Raw genomic sequence first — 25153 nt, 5'->3', positions numbered from 1 at the left:
CGGCACCGGCGGGACAGTTGATTTTGTTGACACATGTATGTCAAAGAAATCACAAACTAGCTGTCTGCCTCGGCAGCCGCACTGCGCCTTCGCGCTGCGCTCGTGTAGGCCCAAAGCCTTACAAAAAGGAGGCCGCCGACTGCGGCGACTGAAGGCCATAGCAACAGCCCGCGGCGCCGAAGCGGTCGCTCGCTTCGGCGGGGCGCACGCTGGCCGGCCAGGTCATCTCTGCAAGAGATGGTGCCTTCTCCCATCGGTATGAATTTCGCGAGTTAACCCGGTACGTCCGGTTGCCGCGTGGATCGACCATCGTGCCGAGCAAGCAACGCGAGGCACACGAAATGACCACCACTACCCTGTCGGCCCCCCACGGCGGCGCGGATTCTCTTTCTTCGGCTGCGGATGCGGTCTACCGCAAGGTCAGCTGGCGGCTGATACCGCTGCTGTTCCTCTGCTACATCGTCGCGTACCTGGACCGCGTCAACGTCGGTTTCGCCAAGCTGCAGATGCAGGATGCGCTTCAGTTCAGCGAAGCGGTGTATGGCCTGGGCGCGGGGATCTTCTTCGTCGGCTACTTCCTCTTCGAAGTGCCCAGCAACGTCATCCTGCACAAGGTGGGCGCGCGCCGCTGGATCGCCCGGATCATGGTCACCTGGGGCCTGCTGTCGGCGGCGACCATGTTCGTGAATTCGCCGATGACCTTCTATGTCATCCGCTTCCTCCTGGGCGCGGCCGAGGCGGGCTTCTTCCCCGGCATCATCCTTTACCTCACCTACTGGTATCCGGCTGCCCGGCGCGGCAAGGCCACCTCGCTCTTCCTGGCGGCGATCCCGTTCGCCGGCATCCTGGGTGGGCCTGTCTCCGGCTGGATCCTGCAAAGCATGGCGGGTGTCAACGGCTGGCAGGGGTGGCAGTGGATGTTCCTGTTGCAGGGGCTGCCCACCGTGGCGCTTGGCATGGTGGTCTGGCGCTACCTCGACGACCGCGTGAAGGATGCGGCCTGGCTGAGCGCGGAGCAACGCGAGCTGATCGCACGCGACATCGCCGCGGACGGCACAGGCAAGTCCGAAGCGAGCGTATGGCGTGTGGTCTCGAACGGCCGGGTCTGGCTGCTGGCCCTGGTCTACTTCTCCTTCGTGGCAGGTCTCTACGGTATCTCGTTCTGGCTGCCCAGCATCATCAAGGCCATCGGGGTGAAGGGTGCACTCGACATCGGCCTGCTGAGCGCGATCCCCTGGTCCTTCGGCGTCGTTGCGATGTACCTGACGGCACGCAGTGCCGACCGTCGCCTCGAGCACCGTTGGCACTCGGCCATCGCGGCCGTGGTGGGCGCGGCGGGACTGATGATGAGCGTGGCGATGCATGGGAGCGCCACCTGGTCGATGGTCGGCCTGACCATTGCGACGATGGGCATCATGTCGACCCTGCCCGTTTTCTGGGGCATGCCCACCGGGTTCCTCGGTGGTGCCGCAGCAGCGGCGGGCATTGCCTTCATCAACTCGTTCGGCAACCTGTCCGGCTTCGCCGCGCCTTTCATGATCGGTGTGATCAAGGATGCGACCCAGAGCACGGACGCCGGGCTGCACATGCTCGCAGCACTCCTGGTACTGGGCGCGGTGCTGGTGTTCTGGGTCAAGCCGTCGAGCCCGACCGCCCAACGCACGGCGCGCTAGCACCATGGATGCCGATCTGATGAACCCTGTGCGCGCCGTTGCCGCGCCCGGCGACCGCCGCGCACCGTCTGCCGAACTCCTGGCGTCCTTGCGGCACCGCTTCGGCGCGCGGCTTTCGACGGCCGACAGCGTGCTGCTGCAGCACGGCAGCGACGAGTCGAGCTACCGTCCGGCACCGCCCGACGCGGTGGTCTACGTGCACAGCACCGACGAGGCGGCGTTCGTGGTGCGCGCCTGTGCACGCGAGCGGGTGCCGGTGATCGCCTTCGGTGTCGGCTCGTCGATCGAGGGCCACGTGCTGGCCGTCGAAGGCGGCGTCTGCGTGGACTTCTCGCAGATGAGCGAAGTGCTGGCGATCCGCACCGAGGACCTCACGGCGACGGTGCAGGCGGGCGTGACGCGCAACATGCTCAATGCGGCGCTGGCGGGCACCGGCTTCTTCTTCTCGGTCGACCCCGGCGCCGATGCCAGCATCGGCGGAATGGTCGCCACGGCCGCTTCGGGGACCAACACGGTGCGCTACGGCACGATGCGCGACAACCTCGTGAGCCTGACCGTCGTGACGGCGCAGGGCGATGTCATCCGCACCGCGTCGCATGCGCGCAAGAGCTCTGCAGGCTACAACCTGACGCAGCTTTTCTGCGGTTCCGAAGGCACGCTCGGGCTGATCACCGAGGCGACCGTGCGCATCCATCCGCACCCCGAAGTGGCCGCAGCCGCCGTGGTGCATTTTCCGACGGTGCGCGCGGCCGTGGATTGCGTGATCGAATCGATTCAGCTGGGCGTGCCGCTCGCGCGCGCGGAGATGCTGGACGCCTTGACGATCAAGGCCGTCAATGCGCACAGCCGCACCACGCTGACCGAGCGGCCGACGCTCTTTCTCGAGTTTGCGGGAAGCCAGGCGCAGATCGACGAGCAGGCCGCCGTCGTGCGCGACATCGCCAACGGCCATGGCGGTGGCGAATTCCAATGGGCCATCCAGCAGGAAGAGCGGTCGCGGCTCTGGACGCCGCGGCACCACGCCTATTTCGCCTCGCTGCAACTCAAGCCCGGCAGCCGGAGCATCACCACCGACGCATGCGTGCCGCTGTCTGCGCTGGCTACCTGCGTGGAAGAGACGCTGGACGACATCCGGGCGCACGGCTTGCTGGCGCCCGTCTTCGGCCATGTCGGCGACGGCAACTTCCATTGCCTGGTGCTGGTCGACCCTGAGGCGGCCGAACAGGTGGATGCAGCCGAAGCCTTCAGCCATCGGCTGGTCCAGCGTTCGCTGAAGCACGGCGGCACCTCGACCGGCGAGCACGGCGTCGGGCTCCACAAGATGCAGTACCTCGTCGAAGAGCACGGGCCTCACACGGTGGCGCTCATGCGCGCGATCAAGCGGAGTTTCGATCCGCACAACATCTTCAACCCGGGCAAGGTTGTCCATTTCGGCTGAGGGCAGCGCCCTGCAAACAGCCGATCACATCACCAAGGTATGACCATGCATTTCTCGCGCAGCGTTTGTTTGATTGCCGTGCTGACGACCGCGGCATGCGGCGGCGGCGGCGGGCACGGCAGCGGCTTCGTTGCCCCGCCGCCCGCACCTGCACCTGCCCCCGCGCCGACGCCAACGCTTGCCCAGAAGTGCCCGCTGCTGGCCGGCCAGGCCCTGGGCGGCGGCGCCACGGTGCAGAGCGCACAGGTTGTTGCCTCCACCGGCGCGCAACCCGAATACTGCGTGGTGCAGGCCAGGCTCGACGGCTCGACCCTGCGCTTCGAAGCCCGCATGCCGACCAGTGGATGGAACGGCAAGATCGCGTTCCTCGGGGGCGGCGGTTTCGACGGCACCATGCCGGTCGCCACCGACCTGCAGTTCAGCCCATCGATCGTCGGCGAGCGCTACGCCACGCTCGGCACCAATGGCGGCTACGACTACCCGGGCGTGCGCGGCCCCGACTACTTCAAGGCAGCGTTCGCGCTCGACCCCGAACAGCTGGCAGACTTCACGCACCGATCGGAACACCGCGCATTGCCCGCGGGCAAGGCGCTCGTTGCCGACTTCTTCGGTGCGCCCGCGTCCCACAGCTACTTCGAGGGTTGCTCCATGGGCGGGCACGATGCATTGGTGCAGGCACAGCGCTACCCCGAAGACTTCGACGGCATCGTCGCGCGGGCGCCGGCCGGCAACATCATGGGCCTGTTCATGCAGTTCAACCGCATCGCGAAGCAGGTGCGCACGCCCGCGAACACGCTCGATGCGCCCAAGCAGAGCCTGCTGGCGAACGCGGTGCTTGCGCAGTGCGACGCGCTGGACGGCGCCACGGACGGCGTGATCTCCAGGCCCGGCGCATGCCACTACGATCCGGCGCCTCTGCGCTGCGCAGGGGGCGCAGACGCAGGCGACACCTGCTTGTCCGATGCGCAGATCGCCACCGTCCGAACGGTGACGTCGGCCATCGCCACCGCCGACGGCGCCTGGACGCATCCGGGCTACAACCCGGGTGCCGAGAACACGGCCAAGGGCTGGGGCGAATACATCTGGCCCAGCATGGCGCTCGGCGGCAATTCGGTGCAGGGCATGTTCTCGGACGGCTTCGTGCGCTCCTTCATCACGCAGGATGTCGGCCATGACACGCTCTCCTGGAACTACGACGACTGGCTGCCGCGCATGGGCGTGGTCGGAGGCATGTTCCAGGCCTTCGATCCCGACCTGACGGCGCTGAACGCCCGGGGCGCCAAGATGATCCTCTGGAACGGCACGACGGACAGCTCGGTGAGCCCGCGGGACACCGAGCGCTACTACGACGATGTCGTGGGCTCCATGGGGCAGGCCAAGGCCGACCAGACCGTCGAGCTGTTCCTGGCGCCCGGCGTGGGTCACTGCTACGGGGGCGCCGGACCCGACCGGGTCGACCTGCTCCAAGCCCTCGCGACATGGGTGGAGCAGGGCACGCCGGCATCGGCGCAATCGCTGGTGCATCGCAAGGTCGATGCGGGTGGCGCGACCACTGCGTCGCGCCCGCTTTGCAAGTACCCGGCCTACCCGCGCTACAAGGGCAGCGGCGACCTGAACGACGCGGCGAGCTTCGTCTGCGCGAGCCCCTGAACGCGATCGGTTCAAAATCCGGGAATGGAACTTCGCCAGCTCAAATACTTCCTTGCAATCGTCGAGAACAAGAGCCTGTCGCGCGCCGCCGAGCACCTGCACGTGGCGCAGTCGGCACTGAGCAAGCAGGTCGCCGAACTGGAGTCGGAACTCGGCGTGCAGCTGTTGTCACGCAGCCGAAGCGGCGTTGCAACGACCGAAGCAGGCAAGGTGTTCTACGAGTACGCCCAAGGCATCACCAAGCAGATCAGCGATGCCCGGGCGGCAGTGCTGCGCTCCGCCGACACGGTCGTCGGCTCGGTGGTGGCGGCATTGCCGCAGAGCGTGGCCGCCACGCTCGCGCTCCCGTTGATGCGCGCGGTGTCACGCCGCTATCCGAACATCCTGTTCCACCTGAACGAGGAGCTCACCGGCAACATGGCGGACCAGTTGCTCGGCGGCCGCGTCGACGTGGCCATCTTCACCGACACCATGCCGCCGCGCGACATCGTCTTTACGCCGCTGGTCGAGGAAGCCTTCGTTCTCATGCATTCGCCGCAGGACCCGCAAGCGCCCGCGGCGGGCGACGTGTCGCTGCACGCGGCCGTCGCGCGACCGCTCGTCCTGCCGAGCCCGCAGCATGGCCATTGCACGCGCTGGACCGTCGACAACGCCTTGAAGCGTGCCGGCCTTCCGCCGCAGAGCATCGCGGCCGAGATCAATTCGGTCTACGTCCTCAAGAGCGCCGTCGAGGCCGGCATCGGTCCCACCATCATGCCGCTCGGCCTCGCACAGCGCGAGGTGGCGGACGGGCGCCTCGTGGCCCACCGCATCGACTCGCCAGACATGGTGCGCGTGCTCGGCCTGTGCGTCTCGCGCCACATCCCGGCGACCAACGCCAAGCTCGCGATCTGCCGGCTGATCTGCGAGCTGGTGCGCGACCTCTGCGAGAGCGGCCAGTGGTCGGGCGCGCGCTACGTCGCCAGCGGCGCGCCGCCAAGGCTTCCGGTGGTCAGAACGGATAGTGCCGAGGCGCCATCTGCACCGTGATCCAGCGCAGTTCCGTGAAAGCCTCCACGCCCGCCCGCCCGCCGAAGCGCCCGTAGCCTGACGCCTTGACGCCCCCGAATGGCATCTGTGCCTCGTCGTGCACCGTCGGTCCGTTGACATGGCAGATACCCGCCTCGATGCGCTGCGCCACGTTCCAAGCGCGCGCCACGTCGCGGCCGAACACTGCGGACGACAGGCCGAACTCGTTGTCGTTGGCCACTGCCACGGCCTCTTCGACGCCGTTCACGCGCACCACCGCCTTCACCGGCCCGAACGATTCTTCGCGGTAGATCGCCATGGCGGGCGTGACGTGGTCGAGCACGGTAGCGGGCATCAAGGTGTTCTGCGCCTTGCCGCCGCACACGAGCACCGCGCCCTTGGCGAGCGCGTCGTCGATCAGTGCGTTGCAGCGCGTCACGGTGCTCATGTCGACCACCGAGCCGAGCACCACGGGGCCTTCGCGCGGGTCGCCCAGCGGCAGGGCCTGCGCGCGGGCCGCGAACCTGGAAACGAACGCGTCGGCAACGGCGTTGTCGACGACGATGCGTTCGGTCGACATGCAGATCTGACCCGAGTTGGCGAACGCGCCGAAGATCGCGCCGTTCACGGCCGCGTCGATGTCGGCGTCGTCGAGCACCACGAAGGGCGCCTTGCCGCCGAGTTCGAGCACGGCGGGTTTCAGGTACGTCGCGCAGGTCTGCGCGATGAGGCGGCCGACGCGCGTGGAGCCCGTGAAGTTGACGCGCCGCACCGCCGGGTGCGCGACCATGGCCTCGACCACAGCGCCGGCATCGGCCGGTGCGTTGGTCACGAAGTTGACCGTCCCCTTGGGCAGGCCGGCCTCGGCGAGCGCTTCGATGATGAGCGCATGCGTCTCGGGGCACAGCTCGGAACCCTTGAGCACGACGGTGTTGCCGCAGGCCAGCGGCGTGGCGATGGCGCGCGTGGCCAGGATCACGGGCGCATTCCACGGCGCGATGCCCAGCACCACGCCGGCCGCCTGCCGCACGCCCATGGCGAGGCTGCCGGGCACGTCGGACGGAATGACCTCGCCCGCGATCTGCGTGGTGAGCGAGGCGGCCTCGGTGAGGATGCCGGCCGCGAGGTGCACGTTGAAGCCCGCCCACAGCGCCGAGGCGCCGGTCTCGCGCGCCATGGCCTGCACGAAGGCGTCGGCACGCGCCTCGAGCGCGTGGGCGGCCTTCAGCAGCAGCGCGCGGCGTTCGTTGGGCCCCGTCTGCGACCAGGTGGCGAAGGCGCGTTGCGCGGCCTCGACGGCAGCCACGGCATCGGCCGGCGTGGCCGCGGGGGCGCGCGTGGCGATGCCGCCGTCCAGCGGGTTGCGGCGCTCGAAGGTCGCGCCGCCGGTGGCCGCGCGGCGTTCGCCGTCGATGAGCATGGAGATGTCGGTCATGGGTGTCCTTTTCAAATGAAGAGAGGAAGAGGGGTGTTCAGGCTACTCCCAGGTAGGCCTGGCGAACGGCGTCGGAATGCAGCAGCGCCTGCGCTTCGCCCGCGGCGACCACGCGTCCGCGCTCGAGCACATAGCCGCGGTCGGCGGCCTGCAGCGCCTTGCGCACGTTCTGCTCGACCATCAGCACGGTCACGCCCTGGTTCGCGATGCGGCGCACGATCGCCAGCAGTTCGTCGACCATGCGCGGTGCGAGGCCGAGCGAGGGCTCGTCGAGCATCAGCAGGCGCGGCCCGCTCATCAGGGCGCGCGCCACGGCGACCATCTGCTGCTCGCCGCCGCTCATGGTGCCGGCGAACTGCGTGGCGCGTTCTTTCAAACGCGGAAAGTCGTCGAAGGCGCGCGCCAGGCGCTCGGCGCGCAGCCGCGCGGGGACCAGCCAACCGCCGAGCTCGAGGTTCTCGGTGACGGTCATCTGCGGGAACAGCTGCCGGCCTTCGGCCACCAGCGCCAGGCCGCGCCGCACGCAGGCGGTGGCGTCGGCGGATGGCAGCGCCGCACCGTCGAGCACTGCGTCGCCCGTGCGCGCAAGCAACCCCGCGAGCGCCTTGAGCAGCGTGGTCTTGCCCGCGCCGTTGGGCCCGAGCACGACGGTGACGCCGGGCGTCACGTCGAGGTCCAGGCCCTGGATGACCTGGAAGCCGTGGTAGCCGGCCGCAAGGCCGCGCACGGTCATGGAGGTGCCGCTCATGCCGTGGCCTCCATCTCGTCGCCCAGGTAGGCCTCGACCACGCCGGCATCCCGCACCACCTCGGCCGGCGTGCCGTCGGCGATCTTGCGGCCCTGGTGCAGCACCAGCACGCGCTCGACGTACTTGAGCAGCGTGGTCACCGCATGCTCGATCCACACGACCGTGAGGCCGTGGTCGTCGCGCAGGCGCCGGATACGCCTGGCCATCGCATCGACCTCTGCCTCGGTGAGGCCGGCCGCCACTTCATCGAGCAGCAGCACGTGCGGCCGCGTGCCGAGCGCCATGCCGATCTCGAGCAGCCGCTGTTGCGAGGGCGTGACGTCGGCCGCGGCCTGCGTCGCCAGGCCGGCCAGTCCCAGCATGTCGAGGATCTCGCCGGTGCTGCCCAGGCCCGCGATGGGCGCGCGGCGGCGTCCGGCGAACTGCATGCCGAAGCGCACGTTGTCTTCGAGCGTCATGTCGGCCATCACGCGCGGCGTCTGGAAGGTGCGTGCGATGCCGTGCGCGGCGTACAGGTGCGGCCCGCGCCGGGTCAGGTCGACATCGCCTTCCACCAGCAGCCGCCCCGAGGTCGGCATGACCACGCCCGAGATGGCATTGAAGAAGGTCGTCTTGCCTGCACCGTTCGGGCCGATGATGCCGACCAGCTCGCCGGCATGGAAGGTTGCGCTCACGGCATCGACGGCCGTGAGTCCGCCGAAGCGCACCGTGAGTTCACGGGCTTCGAGAAGCGGGGTTGTTGCCGTCATGGCGCATGCCTCCGCAGGGCCGCGCGCTTGCGTTGCCACAGCGACGCGAGGCCGTTGGGAAGGTACATCACGCACAGGATCAGCAGCAGCCCCAGCACCATCATGTAGCCGTAGGGCAGCTGCAGCCGCAGCGTTTCCGACAACAGGCTGAACACGATGGCCGCGGCCACCGGACCGCCGATGCTGGCGGCGCCGCCGATCATCGCGATCAGAACGGTCTGGAAGCCGATGAAGGGGCTGAACACGGCCGCGGGCTCGATGTAGGTCCAGCGCACGGCCATGGCCGCGCCGACCGCACCGGCGAAGGCGGCGGTGAGCGCGAAGCCGGCGATCTTCACGCGGCGCGTGTCGACGCCCAGCGTCTGCGCGCGCTGCTCGTCGGCGCCGATGCCGGCCAGCGCAAGGCCGAAGCGGCTGCGCTTCACGAGCAGCGCGGTGGCGATGGCCGCGCCCGCAATCGCCAGCACCGTGAGGTACACCGTCTCGTTCGACGGCACCACAGTGAGCACGCGCCCCACTGTGCCCGAGACCTGCTTCTCCACGAAGGTGACCGCATGGCGGATCAGCTCGGTCATGCCGAAGGTCAGCACTGCGAAATAGGTGCCGCGCAGGTGCAGCACCGCCGCGCCCATCAGCACAGCCACCGCGCTCGCAATGGCCGCGCCACTCAGAATGACCAGCGGCCAGGGCAGCACCTCGAGCAGCGTGGCGCTCGCATACGCCCCCAGGCCGAAGAAGGCCGAGATCGCGAGCGAGAGATACCGCGTGGCGCCGCAGAACAACGACCAGCTCGTGGCCAGCGCGATGTACATCAGGCAGCCGAGCGCGACCGACGCGATGAATTCGCTCGCGATCCACGGTATGGCGGCCGCCAGCGCGAGGCCGATGCACAGCACCCACCACGGCTTGTTTTGAAAGAGTGAAATCATTTGCGGGAGAACAGTCCGTTGGGCCGCCAGATCAGCACGCCGATGAACACGGCATACGACAGCAGCATCTTGAGCGAGGGGCTCGTGTAGTACATGCCCAGCGCCTCGACCACGCCCAGCAGCAGGCCGCCGACGAGGCTGCCCGCGATGCTGCCGAAGCCGCCGAGGGTGATGACGATCAGCGCCGTCACCGTGTAGGGCTCGCCCATCGAGGGCGAGATTTCATAGGTCATCGACAGCAGCGCGCCGGCCACGCCCGACAGGCCCAGGCCGATGCCGAACATCAGCGGGTGCAGCCGCTTGGTGTTGATGCCCACGAGCTGCGCGCCGGTGGGCGACTGCATCAGCGCGCGCACCGCCTTGCCCAGCAGCGTGAGCTTGAGCAGCGCGATGAGCACGAGGCTCAGCGCCAGCGCCACGCCGAACAGCACCAGCTTGTTGGCGGTGAAGCGCATCTCGCCTAGCTGCACCGGTTCGGCCAGGTAGTCGTAGCCGCGCAGGTCGCCGCCCCACACGAGCAGGGCGGTGTTCTGCACGAAGAACATCAGGCCGAAGCCGACCATCAGGCTGCGCGCCTCGAACACGTCGACGTTCGGCGCACGCGCCGCCACCTGCCGGAAACACAGCCAGTGCACCGCCATGCCCAGCGCCATCAGCAGCGCGAAGGCCACCGGCATGAACAGGAGCGGCGAGATGCCCAGCGCCGTGTGCGCCCACCACGTGAGAAAGGCGCCGAGCATCAGGAACTCGCCGTGCGAGATGTTCATGATGCGCATCAGCCCGTATTGCAGGTTCAGCCCGATGGCCACCAGCGCATAGATGCCGCCCGTGATCAATCCGCCGGCCAGCAGTTCGGCCCATCCAGAGAACGACACGCTGCTATTTCCAGGCCGGCTTGGGCATCAGTTGCGCGGTGGCGCGGTCTTTCGGCCACACCACTTCGAAGTCGCTGCCCTGCCACTGCGACACGGTGCCGGGGATCGACGCGTTCTCGCTACCCTCGAATCGGATCGGCCCGAGGATGGTCTTGAACTCGTTCCTGGCGATTTGCTCGCGCAGCGCCTTGCGGTCGAGGCCCACTTTCTCCACCGCCTGCTGCAGGATCTGCAGGCCGGCCCACGCGTGGCCGCTGGCCCAGCGGTCGGGCTCCTTGCCGAACTTCTTGGTGTGCGCATCGAAGTAGGCGCGGGCCTCGGGGCTGGTCTTGCCGTTCCACGAGCCCATGCCGATCACGCCCTCGGTGTTGGCGGCCATCACGTTCTTGTAGAGCTGGAAGGCGGTGCCCACCGAGGCGTAGAAGTACTTCGGATTGAAGCCCACCTCGCGCGCCTGCCGGCTCGCGAGGATGGTGTCGGGCGGGTAGGTGATGCCGATGAAGGCATCGGGGTTCAGGTCCTTCATGCTGCGCAGCACGGGCGCGAGGTCTTTCACGCCCAGCGGGTAGCTCTTGCGGTCGAGCACCTGGATCTGCGTCCTTTTCAGCGCGTTGTTCAGTGCCGCGAAGTTCTCCAGCCCGAACAGGTCGTCCATGTAGACGATGGTGATGGTCTTCACGTTCTGCGCCACCAGCATGTCGACCAGCGCGCCCATCATCTTGTCGGGCTGCTGCAGCAGCGAGAAGAAGAAGGGCAGGCGCATGTCGATGAGCTTGCGCGACAGCGCCGTGGGCGCCAGCAGCGGATAGCCGAAGCGGTTGGCCAGCGGCGCGACCGCGAAGTTGGCGCCCGACCCCCAGGGCGGCAGCACGAGGTCGACCTTGTCGCTGCCCATGAGCTTTTCGAAGGTGCGCACGCAGGTCTCTGTCTCGCTGCGGTCGTCGTAGCCGATCAGCTCGATCGGCCGCCTGGCGCCCTTCACCGACAGGCCGCCCGCGGCGTTGACCTGCTCGGTCCACAGCAGGTAGTTGGGCTCCTGGCTCACCTGGGCGCCCGCGGCCCAGGGGCCGGTGCGGGCGATGGCGTAGCCGATGCGAACCGGCGCGCTTTGAGCGAACAGCTGCGGGGCGACGGCGGCCGCGCCCAGCGCGGTGGCCGTGCCCTTGATCCAGTGGCGGCGGGTGGGGTGAAGCATGGAGGTCTCCTTCCGGGCGTCGGTATGCGCCCGCTGACCGGGATCGTAGGAAGGCACGCCTTCGGCCGCTGTGCCCGCCGCGCACAAAGCACTTGACGCAGCGTGCAGGCGCCTAGTGGTTAACCCGCAAGGGCGAGGGCCTTCCGGGCACTCCACAATGCGCGGCACCCGGCTCCGTGCTGCAATCTTTCGTTCGTCTTCACTGCTTTCGCCCATGACCGCGTCCCTGCTCCTGTCCACCGACCAGATTCCGCCGAAGGAACGCGGGCCGCTGTGGTGCGAGTGGGTGTGGCGCCACTTCGGCGGGCTGGGCTCCGACCTGTACGGCGACAGCGATTTCGACGGCCACCTCGCGTCCTCGCACGCGGGCGACGTGATCCTCACGCGGCTCGAGGCCAACCGGCATCGCGTCTTGCGAACCCCGCAGATGGCGCGCCTGAGCGACGCGCCCTACCTGAAGATCGTCGCGCCCTGGCAGGGCTCGGCCGAGGTCACGCAGCGCGGGCGCGCGGCGGCGGTGCGTGCGGGCGGCTGGACGCTGTACGACACCACGCTCGACTACACGGTGGCCAACCCCGAGCGCAGCGACCATCTCATCGTGATGCTGCCGAAGGACCAGATCGCCTCGCCCGCACTGCCGTTGCGCGAGCTCGTCGCGCGGCGCATCGGCGGCGACAGCGGCATCTCGCGCGTGGCGCTGGAGACCATGCGCAACACCTACCTGGAGCTGCCCTACATGAGCGAGGCCGCCGCGCGCGGCGCGGGCGAGCTGCTGATCCAGCTGGTGCGCCTGTCGCTCATGGAACTCGCGGGCCAGGGCACCGCGCAGACCCAGCGCGAGGCGCTGAAGGACCGCATCCAGCGCCATGTGGCGCAGAACCTGCGCGACCCCGCGCTGTCGATCGACGGCATGGCACTGGCGCTGCGTTGCAGCAAGCGCCTTCTGCACCAAGCCTTCGCGGGTGATGACGACACGCTCACCGGCTACATCCAGCACCAGCGGCTGGCCGCCAGCATCCGCGACCTGATCGACCCCGCGAACGCCGCGCGCTCCATCACCGACATCGCGCTCGGCGCGGGCTTTGGCAACCTTTCGCACTTCAGCCGCGTGTTCCGCGCGCACACGGGCGGCAGCCCGAGCGAGTTCAGGCGGCAGGCGGGCTCGCCCGCACAGGTCCTTCGCGCATGAATGCTTCTCACCGCCGGCCGGTTTCATTGAACAAGGCCTACCGGCTGCTGAACCACGGACCCACCGTGCTCGTGAGCGCCGCGCACGACGGGCGGCGCAACATCATGGCCGCGGCCTGGGCGATGCCGCTGGATTTCGACCCACCCAAGGTCGCGGTCGTGCTCGACAAGAGCACCTGGACGCGCGTGCTGCTCGAAGGCGCGGGCAGCTTCGCGCTGCAGGTGCCGACGCGCGCACAGCTCGACCTGACCGACGCGCTGGGCAACAGCTCGGGCCGCGAGATCGCCGAGCGCGACGGCAGCGACAAGTTCGCGGCCTACGGCCTTTCGACCTTCACTGGCGAGGCCACCGGTGCGCCGCTGCTCGAAGGCTGCGCGGCCTGGCTCGAATGCCGGCTGTTGCCCGAGCCGCCGATCCAGCAGCGCTACGACCTGTTCCTGGGCGAGGTGATCGCGGCGCAGGCCGACGCGCGCGTGTTCTCCGAAGGGCGCTGGCACTTCGAGGGCCACGACGATCTGCGCACGCTGCACCACGTGGCGGGCGGGCACTTCATCGTCGATGGCGAGGCGGTCGATGCGCGCCCGCTGCCGCGAGCGGCGCCGTAGCATGCATGTCGAACAGAAGCCGACGCTTGGCATCCTTTACCGAAACGAGAAGCACACATGGATTCGCCACTGGGAACAGTCATCATCTACGCCAGAGACATGCAGAAGACGGCTGCTTTCTATGCCCTGCATTTCGGCTTCCAGACCACCGGTGAGGTCATCGAGGGCCTGATCGAGCTGAAGCATCCAGGCGCCGGCGCCGGCTTGCTGGTCCATCAAGCAGCCAAGTCTGTGAAGCTTGGCCAAGTGGGTGTGAAGCTGAGCTTCCACGTGCGCGACGTCGCGGCATTTGCCGCGCAAGCCAAGATGCGAGGTCTCGCATTCGGTCCAGTCCACGAAGCCAACGGGTATGCGTTCGCAAATGCGAAAGACGTCGACAAGAATTCCATCAGCATCTCAAGCCGGGCGCATCGTGCCAATTCGGTTGAGGGCAGATGACTGAAACGCTAGGCAGCCGCGTCGTCGCCGTGCTGCGCTGCTTCGAACTCGGCGCGGTTGAACAGGCCGAAGTACAGAACCTCTGACCACTGCAGCCCCAGCGGATATTCCGTCGCGCGGCTGCGCGTGCTGTCGCAGTCGTCGTCGAAGCGCAACCCGAAGAAGGCATCGAGCGGCGCCGCCTGCTTGGCCGCACCGGCCTCGCGCAGCAACTGCGCCGCCGCCGCGATGTCTTGCGGCAGCGCATCGAGCGCGGCGCCGGCCTGCTGGCAGCGCGCCAGCTCCTGCTCGACGCAGGCCCGCAGCGGGGCTTCTTCCGATTCGGACATGGTGTCGAGCTCGACCGTCTCCAGCAGCAGGTGCTCATCGCGGTGGGCTTCAAGAAAGACCAGGGTCTCGTCCAGCCATGCTGGCAGCTGCGTTGAACCCGTCGCGGGTGTGGTGGCTGCGGGCGCGGCAATGGCAGGGGGCGCCTTCGATGCGGCGGCCGACGATAGCCGGCCCTTGATCCGGTCGATCAGCGACAGGGCCTCCGGTGCCGCAGCAGGCGCCGCGGGCGGGGCCGAGGGCAATGGCATCGGCCCCTGCGCTGCCAGAAACCGCACGATCTCGATGAAGCGCTTCACCCGCGCAAAGCCGGGCTCGAAGCGGCTGCTGATCGCATACAGCTTCACCTTTTCGTCCGCCTCGTCGTCGTCGAGCCCATCGGCGATCAGCGACGCGCACAGCTGTGGGTCGCCCGACATCAGCAGCCGGTACATGAACGGCACGTCGTAGTTCCACTCGGACACGCCCGAGATCGTTTCGGGCCGGTCCACATACGACGTGGGCCGGTTGCTGAGGCTGTACAGATAAGAGCGATTGGCCATGGAATCAAAGTGTGAATGGCGGCTGCAGTGTGAGTGCGCCGCCGTTGCAAGAATGAAGAAGTTCCGCTCCTCGCGAAGCGGTCTTCGGCCTGGTCGGGTGATTCTGCCCGCGCCAAATCTACACTGCGGCTGCGCGTCAGTTCGGCGCGCGCACATCCGGCACGCCGGCAAGTCAGTAATCCGGAAACTCCTCGAGCAAGACCATTCCATGCGATACGAACTCACGGATCTTCGGCTCTTCCTGGAGATCGCCCAGGCGAAAAGCCTGACCGCGGCAGCTGCAGCCTTGTTCATCACCAGCTCGGCAGCCAGCTACCGGCTCAAGAACCTGGAGCAGGCCCTTGGTACACCCCTGTTCGAACGCAACTCGCGCGGCATGGAATTGACCCGAGCCGGCGAGGCGGTCCTTGCGCATGTTCGAGACATCTTCGAAGACGTCGAAAGAATGCAAGGCGACGTGCGCCTGTTCATCTCTGGCATCAAGGGCCACGTCCGCATCATCGCCAACAGCAGCTCACTGAACAGCTTCGTCACCCAGACCCTGGGGCGCTTCCTGGTCGCTCACCCTGGCATTGATGCAGATGTCGAGGAGCGTCAGAGCGAAATCATTCCGGCCGCGGTGCTCGCCCGAGAGGCGGACATCGGGATCTTTGCCGGCAAGACCGATGTCCAGGGCTTGGCCATTCACCCCTACGCCATCGATCAGCTGGTCATCGTTGCGCCGCCGGAGCATGAGATATCGACGCGTTCGTCCGTGCGCCTGTGTGATGCCTTGGACTTTGAGTTTGTTTGCATGCATCGTGACAGCAGCAACTACCTGTTTCTTCGCGACGCGGCCGCCATGCAAGGCAGAACAGTCACGGCGCGGTTGCATGCACAGGGGTTCGAAGCAGTGCTCTCGCTGGTAGCCGCGGGCGTCGGGGTTGCGCTGGTTCCTAGCAGCGTTCTTGAGAATCGTCAGGAGCCTCGCCGGGTCGCACGGCTTGCCCTTGACGAGCCTTGGGCACGCCGAGAACTCAGTCTGGCCGTCCGAGCCGATGCGCGCTTCCCGGACTTCATCAAGGCGTGCGTGGACTTTCTGCTGGACGACCCCCGGGTGGCAGCGACGCGACAGGCGAGCGACGGCGAGCAGTGACGGGGCTCGCTTGGCCGCGTCCAACTTTCACGAACGCTCACTTTGATACTGTTCAATTGACCCTCCGATACGCTGCGCCAAGAATCGGGCCCAGCTATCGGAGATTGAATGCTTGCAAATGCGCTTAGCGGCGTCCGTGTCGTCGACCTGTCGAGAATCCTGGCGGGTCCGTGGTGCACCCAGAACCTCGCGGACCTCGGTGCCGACGTCTTGAAGATCGAGCGCCCGCAGGTGGGCGACGACACTCGCAGCTGGGGCCCACCCTTCGTGGTCGGCGAAACCGGAGAGCAAGTCTCCGCCTATTTCCTGTCGTGCAATCGCGGCAAGCGCTCAGTCACCCTCGACTTCGCCCGCCCTACCGAGCGTGAATGGCTGATTCAGCAGATCCGTGAGGCCGATGTCCTGGTCGAGAACTACAAGGTAGGGGACCTCGCGCGCTACGGCCTGGACTTCGAAAGCATGGTCAAGATGAATCCGCGGCTGATCTACCTGTCCGTGACTGGCTTCGGACAAGCCGGCCCGTTTGCTCACAAGCCAGGTTACGACTACATCTTCCAGGGCATGGGCGGACTCATGGGCTACACCGGCATACCCGACGGCGAGCAAGGCGCAGGACCACTTCGCGCGGGAGTCGCAGTCGTTGACCTCATGACGGGAATGTATGCGACAAGCGCCGTGCTGGCGGCACTGATCGAGCGCGGACGGACCGGCACGGGGCAGCACCTGGACATTGCGCTCTTCGACGTATCGGTGGCCATGAACGCGAATCAGGGTGCCAACTACCTGGTCTCCGGACAAAGCCCGACGCGCAGCGGCAACGCTCACCCGAACCTGGCGCCCTACGAGGTCTTCGAATGCGCGGACGGCTACATCATCCTGGCCATCGGCAACGACAAGCAGTTCGCGTCCTTCTGTGCGCTCATGGAGACTCAATGGCATCTGGATCCCCGGTTTGCCAGCAACGCGGGGCGCCTGACCAACATGCGTGAGCTTCGTCCACTCCTTCGGGACGCCATGAAGCGCTGGTGCGCAAGCCCTTTGGGGGAGGCACTGGATTCGCGCGGCATCTCCTGGGGAAACATCCACACCATGGAGCAGGTTTTCCAGCATCCGCAGGTCGTTCACCGTCAGATGCTGCAGACCGTCGAGCATCCGACGTTCGGCACGCTCAAGCTCGTGCGCAACCCCATGGTCTTGCCCGACGAACAGAACACGGTTCATCCACCGCCTGCGCTGGGCCGATCAGCCGTGGAGAACGCCAGGCCAGAACTCGCCTAGGTCCAAGCAATCACCCGCGCGCCTGCGGCTCGATGTGGCTTGGTGCGCGATGACGGTCAACTTCAAGAATGGAGACAGCAGTGAAACTCTCGACAACCATATTGTCCCTGGCGTTGTGCATGAGCGCCCTCCCCATGGCGCAGGCGGCAGACGCCTCATCGTATCCAGATCGTCCAGTTCGCCTGATCGTTCCCTATGCGGTGGGTGGTGCGACCGATGTGATCGGCCGCGTCATGGCGCGCTACCTTGGCGAAGCGCTCGGTCAGTCGGTCGTGGTTGAAAATAAGCCAGGGGCCGGCGGCAGCACCGGATCGAGCTTCGCGGCCACCCAGCCCGCAGACGGCTACACGCTGGTCATGATGGTGGAAAGCTCCCACGCCGTGAACCCGAACGTGTATGCAACCCGGGCTTACGATCCCGTCAAGGACTTCACACCCATCACCAACATCGCCAACGTTCCCGGTGTGATGGTGGTGAACCCGTCATCGAACTACAAGAGCGTCCAGGATGTCATCGACGCCGCGACGAAAGCTCCGACCAAGCTGAACTACGGATCGTCGGGCAACGGCGGCTACAGCCACCTGAGTGGCGCGCTTTTTGGAAGCACGACCAAGACCCAGATCACCCACGTGCCGTACAAAGGCCTGGGCCCGGCCTTGAACGATCTGATGTCCGGCCAGATCGACGTGGTCTTCGACAACATGCCCTCCTCTGGCGGGCTGATCGCCGGGGGCAAGTTGCGCGCGCTGGCTGTCTCGAGCCCGGAGCGTCTGCCCCAGTTGCCCAACGTTCCAACCTTCGCCGAGGTTGGCCTGAAGGCTATGAACAACATGTCCTGGTATGGAATCGGCGCGCCCAAGGGCCTGAATCCGGCCGTCCTTGCCAAGCTGAGCTCGGCAGCCAGGAAAGCGCTGGAGAACCCGGGAATGAAAAAGACGATTCAGGATCAAGGCGCCATCATTGACTACACGACGCCGCAGCAGTTCAAGGAAACGGTGGAGCGCTCGAACAAGGCATGGTCCAAGCTCGTCCAGGACATCGCCTTCGAGAAGATGTGATGGCAGCGACTGAACAAATGAATGCAACGGCTGCCCCTGCGGAGGTCTCGTTCCCGATGCCCGCCACCGCGGTGGTCACCATCACCGCCGGCGGCGTCCTCAACGTGCTGGGCACGCCAGTGATTCAGGGCCTCATCCAGACGCTGGAGCGCCTGGCAAGCAATGAAGACATCAACTGCGTGGTTCTGCGCGGCAGTGGCTCGCGGGCCTTTATTGCGGGCGCGGACATCAAGGAGATGGCAGGCCTCGATGCTGAGAGCGGCCGAACGTTCATCAGCGGTCTGCGCGACCTTTGCAATGCCATCCGCCACTTTCCGGTGCCAGTCATCGTGCGCCTGGAGGGGCATACCCTGGGGGGTGGCCTGGAGGTGGCGATGGCGGGCGACCTGAGGATCGCAGCTGACAACGCCGTGGTCGGGATGCCGGAGGTCAAGGTCGGCATCCCATCGGTCATTCATGCGGCCATGATGCCTTCGCAGATCGGCACGACCCGGGCATCCTGGATGCTGCTGACCGGCGAGAACATCGGCGCCATCCAGGCGCGCGACTGGGGCCTCATCAGCGAGTGCGTGCCGCAGGACCAACTCGATGCGCGGATCGAGGCCGTCGCGCATGCGTTCTCGCAGATCGGGCGGTCGGTGCTGCGCCAGCAAAAGCGCCTGCTTCGCCGGTGGGAGACCATGACGCTCGACGCTGCCGTCGAAAACAGTGTGGCGGAGTTCGGCGAGGCCTTCAACACGGGCGAGCCGCAGCATCACATGAATGCCTTCTTGAGCAAGAAGGCCAAGGGCAAGTCCGCCTGACTTGCCACCTTTCTCGAGATGTCGAACGCCGCATCAATCGGCGTATTCCCCCGCCTCCTTGATCACCTTCGACCACCGCACCTTCTCGGCTTCGAGGTATTTCCTGTGCCCCGCAGGATCGAGCCGGTCGTCATTCACGATGCTGAGCCCGAGCGCTTCCTCGCGCTTGATCAGCTCGGGGTCCTTCAAGGCGGCGCGCAACGCGGCGTTGAGCTTCGCGAGCACCGCGCTCGGCGTGCCGCGCGGCGCGTACAGGCCGTGCCACACTTGGACGTCGAAGTCCTTCAGGCCGGCTTCGGACAGGGTCGGCGTGTCCTTCAGCGCGGCGAGCGGCAGCCGCGCCAGGCTGGTGACACCGTAGACCTTGACCTTCCTGCCCTCGACCTGCGGCACGGCGTTGGTCGCCTGTTCGCACATCACATCGACCTGGCCGCCGATGAGGTCGGTCATCGCCGGTGCGGTGCCCTTGTAGGGCACGGGCGTCATGCTCGTCTTCAGCGCGCTCTGGAGCATCAGGCCGCACAGGTGCGATGCGGAGCCCACCCCCGCGTTGGCGAGGTTCACCTTGCCGCCGCTCGACGCGATCCATTGGCGCAACTCGGCGAAGCTGCCGGCGGCCAGGCTCGGCCTGCCGATCAGCACCGAGGGCGCTTCGTTGATGAGGCCCAGGGTTTCGAAATCTTCCGGCACCTTGTAGCTGAGCTTGCGGTACAGGGCCGGCGCGGTGGCCATGCCGATGTGGTGCACCAGCAGCGTGTAGCCGTCCGGCGTGGCACGGGCAGCCTTGGCCGAGCCGATCGTGCCGCCCGCGCCGGGCGCGTTGTCGACCACCACGGTCTGGCCGAGCGGCTTGCGCAGCGCCTCGGCCAGGTCGCGCGCGATCTTGTCGCTCGGGCCACCGGCGGCGAAAGGCACGATCAGCGTGACAGGCTTGTCGGGAAATTCCGCGCAGGCCAGCGAAGCAAAGCCGAGTGCGGCGAGGGCGGCGCCGCAGCGCCAGAAATGGGTCATGGTCTTGTCTCCTGGGGTTTTTCTTGGATGGGGGGTCAGGCCGACAGCGCCTGCATCTCGCGGTACAGGTCGGCCTTGCCCTCGAAGCCGATGCCGGGCAAGTCGGGCAGCGTCACGAAACTGTTCTCGACCTTCACGCCGTCAGGGAATCCGCCGAAGGGCTGGAACAGATCGGGGTACGACTCGTTGCCGCCCAGGCCGAGCCCGGCGGCGATGTTCAACGACATCTGGTGCCCGCCGTGGGGGATGCAGCGGGTGGCCGACCAGCCGTGCTCCTTCAGCATGTCGAGCGTGCGCAAGTACTCCACCAGGCCGTAGCTCAGCGCACAGTCGAACTGCAGCCAGTCGCGGTCGGGGCGCATGCCGCCGTAGCGGATCAGGTTGCGCGCATCCTGCATCGAGAAGAGGTCTTCGCCCGTGGCCATCGGGTTCTTGTAGAAGTTGCGCAGCGCCGCCTGGAGCTCGAAGTCGAGCGGATCGCCAGGCTCCTCGTACCAGAACAGGTCGTACTGCGACAGCGCCTTGGCGTAGGCGATGGCGGTCTCGAGGTCGAAGCGGCCGTTGGCATCGACGCAGAGCTTCTGGCCGTCCTGCAGCACTTCCATGATCGAGTCGATGCGGCGCAGGTCTTCGTCGAGCGAGGCGCCGCCGATCTTCTTCTTGACCACCGTGTAGCCGCGGTCGATGTAGCTGCGCATCTCGTCCTGGAGCTTTCGGTGGTCCTGCCCCGGGTAGTAGTAGCCGCCGGCGGCGTAAACGAAGATCTTGCGGTTCGGCTTGCCGTCGCCATAGCGGTCGGCCAGCAGCTGGAAGAGGGGCTTGCCTTCGATCTTGGCCACTGCGTCCCACACCGCCATGTCGATCGTGCCGATCGCGACCGAGCGCTCGCCATGGCCACCCGGCTTCTCGTTGGTGAACATGGTGCTCCAGATCTTGTGCGCATCGAGGTTGTCGCCCGTCTCGTCGACGAGCGAAGCCGGGTCCGCTTCGAGGATGCGCGGAATGAACCGCTCGCGCATCAGCTTGCCCTGGCCGTAGCGTCCGTTCGAATTGAAGCCGTAGCCGACCACGGGCTTGCCGTCGCGGATGACGTCGGTGATCACCGCAACCAGGCTCAGCGTCATCTTGCTAAAGTCGATGTAGGCGTTGCGGATGGGTGAGCTGATGGGAACGGTTTTCTCGCGGATCTCGACGATCTTCATGCTTGGGCTCCAGGGGGTCTTTGATTGAGAGCCTGTATGCTCCGCCGCCCGGGCTTGCAGCGCCAATGCTCTTTTTCGCTGCTTCCATGCACCGGACGAACCGCACATGAACCTGATCTGGCTTGAAGACTTCGTCGCGCTCGCCGCCACGGGCAATTTCTCGCGCGCGGCGGAAGACCGCCACAGCTCGCAACCGGCGTTCAGCCGGCGCATTCGTGCCCTCGAAGAGTGGATCGGTGCCGAGCTCGTCGACCGGCGTTCGCAACCGGCCAAACTCACCGAGGTCGGCGAATGGTTCACCGGCGTGGCACAGGAAATGATCGCCCGGGTCGCGCGGGTGCCCGGTGACGCGAAGAAGATCGCCGAGGCCAGCTCGGTCACCCTGCGCATCGCGTCGACGCATGCGCTCTCCTTCACTTTTCTGCCGCGGTGGTTGCGAAGCCTCGAATCGAGCACCGCGCTCGGGCCGGTGCAACTGATGTCCGACGTGCTCTTGCGTTGCGAAGCGCTGATGCTGCAAAGCAAGGTTCAGTTCGTGCTGAGCCATGCGCATGGCAAGGCGCAGGGGGCGCTGGATGCGGAGCCGTACCGGTCGACCCGGGTCGGTGAGGATCTGCTGATTCCGGTGTCGGCGCCGGACGAGGCAGGCCGCGCGCGCCATCGTCTCGCGGGCCAGGGCGGCCCCGCAGTGCCCGTGCTCCAGTACACCGAGGAATCAGGGCTGGGGCGCATCCTGCGCGCGGTCATCGGCCGCAGGCTGGAGTCGGTTCCTGCGCAGACCGTCGTCACGGCGCACCTGGCCTCGGTCCTCAGAACGATGGTGCTCGACGGCCGGGGGATCGCCTGGTTGCCGAAGACGCTGGTGCAAGACGATATCGACCAGGGGCGGCTCGTTGCCGCGGCGAGCAGCGATTGGGAAGTGCCGCTGGAGATCAGGCTTTATTGCGACAGCGAGCTTCTGGGGAAGGCCGCCAACGCATTCTGGAACGCCGCGATCGGCGTGTAAGCCATGGTGTCAAGGCCGCGCTTCGCCTTGCAGCGCTTCGCGTGCTCCGGCTATCGACGAAGCCCGCACGCGGAAGTAGCTGATGCACAGCAGAGCCATGCCTACTGTGACCATCACGTAGTATGCGGGAATCATCTTGCTGCCCGTCTGCTGCGCCAGCCAGGTGCAGATCAGCAACGAAAGGCCGCCGATGACCGTGAAGTTGATGTTGTGAATGAGGGCCAGGCCCGTCGTGCGCACGTTGCTCGGGAACAGTTCCGAAAGGAAGGAAGGCATGGCGCCTTGAAAGACCATGACGCAAGCCGTCAAGGCCGTAACGCAGAGCGTGTAGTTCATCACCGTGGGGTTGTCGATCATGAAGTGGAACGCGGGCAAGCTGAGGACTCCGGTCAGCAGCGTTCCGATGGTGATCATCCGCAAGCGGCCGACGCGATCGGACAGCGCCCCCATCACAGGCGGCAAGAAGATCTGGGCGACCGAATAGCCGATTGCACCCCACATCGAATCGGCGGGGGACAGACCCAATTCACGCTGAGCGTAGAGCGGCATGAACACGCCGAGGAGGTAGTTGGTAGAGGCTGCCAGCGAATAGATGCCGATGGCCGCGGCGATGCGGGCTTTTGCCGAGGTCAGCGTGGTTTTCACCGGGCTGCTCACCTGGCTGGTATTCAGGAAGGTTGGCGTCTCATCGAGGTTTCTGCGAAGCCAATAGCCGAAAGGGACGATGAGCAGACCCAGAATGAATGGCATGCGCCAGCCCCAGTCGAGGATCGCCGTCTTGTCGAGGTGCGACGTCAGGCCCAGGCTGACGACGCTGGCCATGCCGGTCGCCAACCCGATACCGACCACCTGGAAGCTCGCGAAGTATCCACGACGGTTGCGGGGCGCGTGCTCCGTCACGAAGGACACCGAGGTACCGAATTCGCCGCCGGCGGAGAAGCCTTGCAGCAGCTTGCCGGCCACCAGGATCAGCGTACCTGCGATGCCCGCGGTGGCGTAGCTCGGCGCGAATGCGATCATCGCCGTTCCCAAGCCCATGGCCCAGATGGTCAGCATCATGCCTGCCTTGCGGCCTTTCCGGTCCGCGTAGCTGCCGATCAGCAGGGCGCCGAGCGGCCTGACGAAATAGCTGACGCCGAAGGTCGCAAGCGCGACGAGCAGAGAGGTGGCCGGATCGGCCGCGGGGAAGAACACCGCGGCGATATAGACCGCCAGGAATCCGTAGATGAAGAGGTCATAGAACTCGAGCATGTTCCCGACCAGCGCGGATGCGATCACCTTCCGGAAGTATGCTTTCTTCTCAGGCGTAAGTTCATCACTGACAGTTGCGGGCATGGTTGTCTCCGTTTATCAAGGTCATTTGCATTGAAATTGCGAATCGAGACCGGCAACATTCCACAGGTGCAGTGAGGCTCAGCGTCGTGGAAGCGCGCCATTCATTGGGAGGTCACGCCGTGAGGCCCAAAAGCTCTTCCGCAGCGGCGCGGTGTACGCGATACACCTTCAGCACATCCTGCACCGTCACATACTCGTCAGGCCCTCCCATTCCGTGTGCGTACGGGCCGTATGTCACCGCGGGCATGCCCGCCAGCCGGAAGAGGCGCGCATCGGTAAGACCGATGCGCATGTTCGCGACGGCGTCCGGAAAAGCCAGCGCGCGCGCATGACGCAGGAACGCCCGGACCAGCGGATGGTTCGGGTCTGTGAACGCGGGCTCGGTCGCGCTGCCGGGCAGGATGTCCCACTGCACTTTCGGATGCGCTTCCAGGATGTCGCGGATCAGGTCCTCCATGGCCGAGATAGTGAGAGGCGCCGGGAAGCGAAGGTCAAGGAAAGCTTCGGCGTCGCCGGGCACCAGATTCGGCACGACGCCAGCGTGGAAGGCGCCGGCATTGACGGTGATGCCGCTCAGGTTTTCAAACTCGCCCCGGCCCCCGACTTGCTCGGAAACGGACCGGGCCTCCAGCATGGCGCTACGCATGCGGGGATCAATCACCACTTCGTGGGCACGCAGGCACTGGATGGCCTGCACCGCGGCCATCAGGCTGTCGAGCGCGTTGTCGCCCAGGTGCGTGTGCGCACCGTGCGCCGCCTTGCCGCGGGTCTTCACACGCAGCCACATCACGCCCTTCTCGCCGTAGCGCACGACGCGCGGATGTCCGGCATCCGCGTTGACCACGTAGTCGCCGCGGCAATGCTCGACGTTGTCGATCAGCCAGGCCGTACCAAAAGCACCGCCCGTTTCTTCGTCGGCGACCAGGGTCAGCACGGCCTCGCCCCGCAGTTGCGCCTGCCGCTCAGCCAGACCGCGCAAGACGGTGATCAAAACGGCGTCGCCAGCGCACATGTCGCCCGCGCCCCGGCCATAGAGGCGATCGCCATCCCGATAACCGGTCAGGGGCGGAACCGTCCAAGCTTCGCGCGCACCGACAGGGTAGGTGTCCAAGTGGCCATTCATGATGAGGCGCGGTCCCGGCAGGGCGCCTCGAACGCGCGCGACGACGTTGACGCAGCCAGGCTTCGGCTCGTAGAGCGCCACCTCGATGGCAGGATGGGCCAGCGCATCGCGAGCCAGCGCCGCGACGGCCTTGGTGTCGCCGCCCGGGTTTTCGCTGGGTGTAGAGATCAGGCGCTGGGCAAGTTCAATGATCGATTCGATCGTCGCGGCTTCCGACGGGTCGGTCGCGCTGCTTGAGGCGTCGGGAAGTTCTTCGATCAGTCTGAGCGTCATCACAGCGTCTCCGTGTCGTTGCATGAGGCGGATGCTAGGGACCGCTGTTCGATAACTCCAATACATTTTGGGAAGCAATTCCAAACTGCTGGTTATGATCTAACGCGTTCCTCGTGGACCACTCAAGG

23 protein-coding genes are annotated in these 25153 nt (G+C 66.4%); 12 read left to right on the top strand and 11 right to left on the bottom strand.

From position 1 onward, the window contains the following. Positions 1 to 341 precede the first annotated feature (341 nt). Genes AC3A6G_RS14055 through AC3A6G_RS14040 form a run of 4 tightly spaced genes read left to right on the top strand, consistent with a single transcriptional unit; the run spans position 342 to position 5790 of the window. A complete protein-coding gene (locus AC3A6G_RS14055; protein WP_487860298.1) occupies positions 342 to 1673 on the top strand; it encodes an MFS transporter in 1332 nt (443 codons plus the stop codon). 19 nt (positions 1674 to 1692) lie between these two features. Then, positions 1693 to 3111 (top strand): FAD-binding oxidoreductase, encoded by a 1419-nt coding sequence (locus tag AC3A6G_RS14050; protein ID WP_487860299.1) that lies wholly within the window; start codon positions 1693 to 1695, stop codon positions 3109 to 3111. Between the two features lie 39 nt (positions 3112 to 3150). Next, the gene (locus tag AC3A6G_RS14045; protein WP_487873899.1) at positions 3151 to 4761 is read left to right on the top strand and encodes a tannase/feruloyl esterase family alpha/beta hydrolase; all 1611 of its coding nucleotides are present in this window, start codon (positions 3151 to 3153) and stop codon (positions 4759 to 4761) included. Between the two features lie 24 nt (positions 4762 to 4785). Next, positions 4786 to 5790: a LysR substrate-binding domain-containing protein gene (locus tag AC3A6G_RS14040; protein WP_487860301.1), complete on the top strand. Its 1005-nt coding sequence runs from the start codon at positions 4786 to 4788 to the stop codon at positions 5788 to 5790. Here the strand turns inward: AC3A6G_RS14040 and AC3A6G_RS14035 are convergent. Genes AC3A6G_RS14035 through AC3A6G_RS14010 form a run of 6 tightly spaced genes read right to left on the bottom strand, consistent with a single transcriptional unit; the run spans position 5753 to position 11700 of the window. Continuing rightward, the gene (locus AC3A6G_RS14035) at positions 5753 to 7204 is read right to left on the bottom strand and encodes an aldehyde dehydrogenase (RefSeq protein WP_487860302.1); all 1452 of its coding nucleotides are present in this window, start codon (positions 7202 to 7204) and stop codon (positions 5753 to 5755) included. The genes AC3A6G_RS14040 and AC3A6G_RS14035 overlap by 38 nt on opposite strands. A 37-nt stretch (positions 7205 to 7241) precedes the next feature. Continuing rightward, the gene (locus AC3A6G_RS14030) at positions 7242 to 7952 is read right to left on the bottom strand and encodes an ABC transporter ATP-binding protein (RefSeq protein WP_487860303.1); all 711 of its coding nucleotides are present in this window, start codon (positions 7950 to 7952) and stop codon (positions 7242 to 7244) included. After that, positions 7949 to 8701: an ABC transporter ATP-binding protein gene (locus tag AC3A6G_RS14025; protein ID WP_487860304.1), complete on the bottom strand. Its 753-nt coding sequence runs from the start codon at positions 8699 to 8701 to the stop codon at positions 7949 to 7951. Before AC3A6G_RS14025 ends, AC3A6G_RS14030 begins: the two co-directional genes overlap by 4 nt. Beyond that, positions 8698 to 9630 carry a branched-chain amino acid ABC transporter permease gene (locus tag AC3A6G_RS14020; protein WP_487860305.1) on the bottom strand — a complete coding sequence of 311 codons (933 nt, stop codon included), beginning with the start codon at positions 9628 to 9630 and terminating at the stop codon, positions 8698 to 8700. Before AC3A6G_RS14020 ends, AC3A6G_RS14025 begins: the two co-directional genes overlap by 4 nt. Next, entirely contained in the window at positions 9627 to 10505 is an 879-nt protein-coding gene (locus AC3A6G_RS14015) for a branched-chain amino acid ABC transporter permease (RefSeq protein ID WP_487860306.1), read from the bottom strand. Before AC3A6G_RS14015 ends, AC3A6G_RS14020 begins: the two co-directional genes overlap by 4 nt. Before the next feature lie 4 nt (positions 10506 to 10509). After that, a complete protein-coding gene (locus AC3A6G_RS14010; protein WP_487860307.1) occupies positions 10510 to 11700 on the bottom strand; it encodes an amino acid ABC transporter substrate-binding protein in 1191 nt (396 codons plus the stop codon). 214 nt (positions 11701 to 11914) lie between these two features. Here AC3A6G_RS14010 and AC3A6G_RS14005 point away from each other — a divergent pair, with 214 nt between their 5' ends. Genes AC3A6G_RS14005 through AC3A6G_RS13995 form a run of 3 tightly spaced genes read left to right on the top strand, consistent with a single transcriptional unit; the run spans position 11915 to position 13932 of the window. Continuing rightward, entirely contained in the window at positions 11915 to 12889 is a 975-nt protein-coding gene (locus AC3A6G_RS14005) for an AraC-like ligand-binding domain-containing protein (RefSeq protein ID WP_487860308.1), read from the top strand. Next, positions 12886 to 13494 (top strand): flavin reductase family protein, encoded by a 609-nt coding sequence (locus AC3A6G_RS14000; protein WP_487860309.1) that lies wholly within the window; start codon positions 12886 to 12888, stop codon positions 13492 to 13494. Before AC3A6G_RS14005 ends, AC3A6G_RS14000 begins: the two co-directional genes overlap by 4 nt. Positions 13495 to 13551: 57 nt before the next feature. Next, the gene (locus AC3A6G_RS13995) at positions 13552 to 13932 is read left to right on the top strand and encodes a VOC family protein (protein WP_487860310.1); all 381 of its coding nucleotides are present in this window, start codon (positions 13552 to 13554) and stop codon (positions 13930 to 13932) included. 8 nt (positions 13933 to 13940) lie between these two features. Here AC3A6G_RS13995 and AC3A6G_RS13990 read toward each other — a convergent pair whose 3' ends face one another. Then, positions 13941 to 14801 (bottom strand): DUF7822 domain-containing protein, encoded by an 861-nt coding sequence (locus tag AC3A6G_RS13990; protein ID WP_487860311.1) that lies wholly within the window; start codon positions 14799 to 14801, stop codon positions 13941 to 13943. Positions 14802 to 15009: 208 nt separating this feature from the next. Between AC3A6G_RS13990 and AC3A6G_RS13985 the strand changes: the two genes are divergently transcribed. From AC3A6G_RS13985 to AC3A6G_RS13970, 4 genes are all read left to right on the top strand, one after another. Further along, positions 15010 to 15936 (top strand): LysR family transcriptional regulator, encoded by a 927-nt coding sequence (locus tag AC3A6G_RS13985; protein ID WP_487860312.1) that lies wholly within the window; start codon positions 15010 to 15012, stop codon positions 15934 to 15936. Between the two features lie 108 nt (positions 15937 to 16044). Continuing rightward, positions 16045 to 17214 carry a CaiB/BaiF CoA transferase family protein gene (locus AC3A6G_RS13980; RefSeq protein ID WP_487860313.1) on the top strand — a complete coding sequence of 390 codons (1170 nt, stop codon included), beginning with the start codon at positions 16045 to 16047 and terminating at the stop codon, positions 17212 to 17214. Between the two features lie 119 nt (positions 17215 to 17333). After that, a complete protein-coding gene (locus tag AC3A6G_RS13975) occupies positions 17334 to 18272 on the top strand; it encodes a Bug family tripartite tricarboxylate transporter substrate binding protein (protein ID WP_487860605.1) in 939 nt (312 codons plus the stop codon). 17 nt (positions 18273 to 18289) lie between these two features. Then, a complete protein-coding gene (locus tag AC3A6G_RS13970) occupies positions 18290 to 19075 on the top strand; it encodes an enoyl-CoA hydratase (RefSeq protein ID WP_487860314.1) in 786 nt (261 codons plus the stop codon). Between the two features lie 33 nt (positions 19076 to 19108). Here AC3A6G_RS13970 and AC3A6G_RS13965 read toward each other — a convergent pair whose 3' ends face one another. Further along, positions 19109 to 20086 (bottom strand): tripartite tricarboxylate transporter substrate-binding protein, encoded by a 978-nt coding sequence (locus tag AC3A6G_RS13965; protein WP_487860315.1) that lies wholly within the window; start codon positions 20084 to 20086, stop codon positions 19109 to 19111. Positions 20087 to 20121: 35 nt separating this feature from the next. Beyond that, positions 20122 to 21288 carry a mandelate racemase/muconate lactonizing enzyme family protein gene (locus AC3A6G_RS13960; protein ID WP_487860316.1) on the bottom strand — a complete coding sequence of 389 codons (1167 nt, stop codon included), beginning with the start codon at positions 21286 to 21288 and terminating at the stop codon, positions 20122 to 20124. A gap of 106 nt (positions 21289 to 21394) precedes the next feature. On the opposite strand from AC3A6G_RS13960, the gene AC3A6G_RS13955 reads away from it, so the two are divergent. Next, positions 21395 to 22294: a LysR substrate-binding domain-containing protein gene (locus AC3A6G_RS13955; protein ID WP_487860317.1), complete on the top strand. Its 900-nt coding sequence runs from the start codon at positions 21395 to 21397 to the stop codon at positions 22292 to 22294. A gap of 9 nt (positions 22295 to 22303) precedes the next feature. Here AC3A6G_RS13955 and AC3A6G_RS13950 read toward each other — a convergent pair whose 3' ends face one another. Together AC3A6G_RS13950 and AC3A6G_RS13945 are read right to left on the bottom strand one after the other, a co-directional pair. After that, positions 22304 to 23629, bottom strand: a complete 1326-nt coding sequence (locus AC3A6G_RS13950; RefSeq protein WP_487860318.1) for an MFS transporter — start codon at positions 23627 to 23629, stop codon at positions 22304 to 22306. Between the two features lie 112 nt (positions 23630 to 23741). Next, on the bottom strand, positions 23742 to 25025 hold the full coding sequence (locus AC3A6G_RS13945; protein WP_487860319.1) for a M20/M25/M40 family metallo-hydrolase: 1284 nt from the start codon (positions 25023 to 25025) through the stop codon (positions 23742 to 23744). Positions 25026 to 25153: the final 128 nt, after the last annotated feature.

It is taken from the genome of Variovorax sp. Soil_C_26, assembly GCF_057657075.1.
Note: the sequence above shows the minus strand (reverse complement) of the source record. Positions and strands in the feature narration are given on the sequence as shown.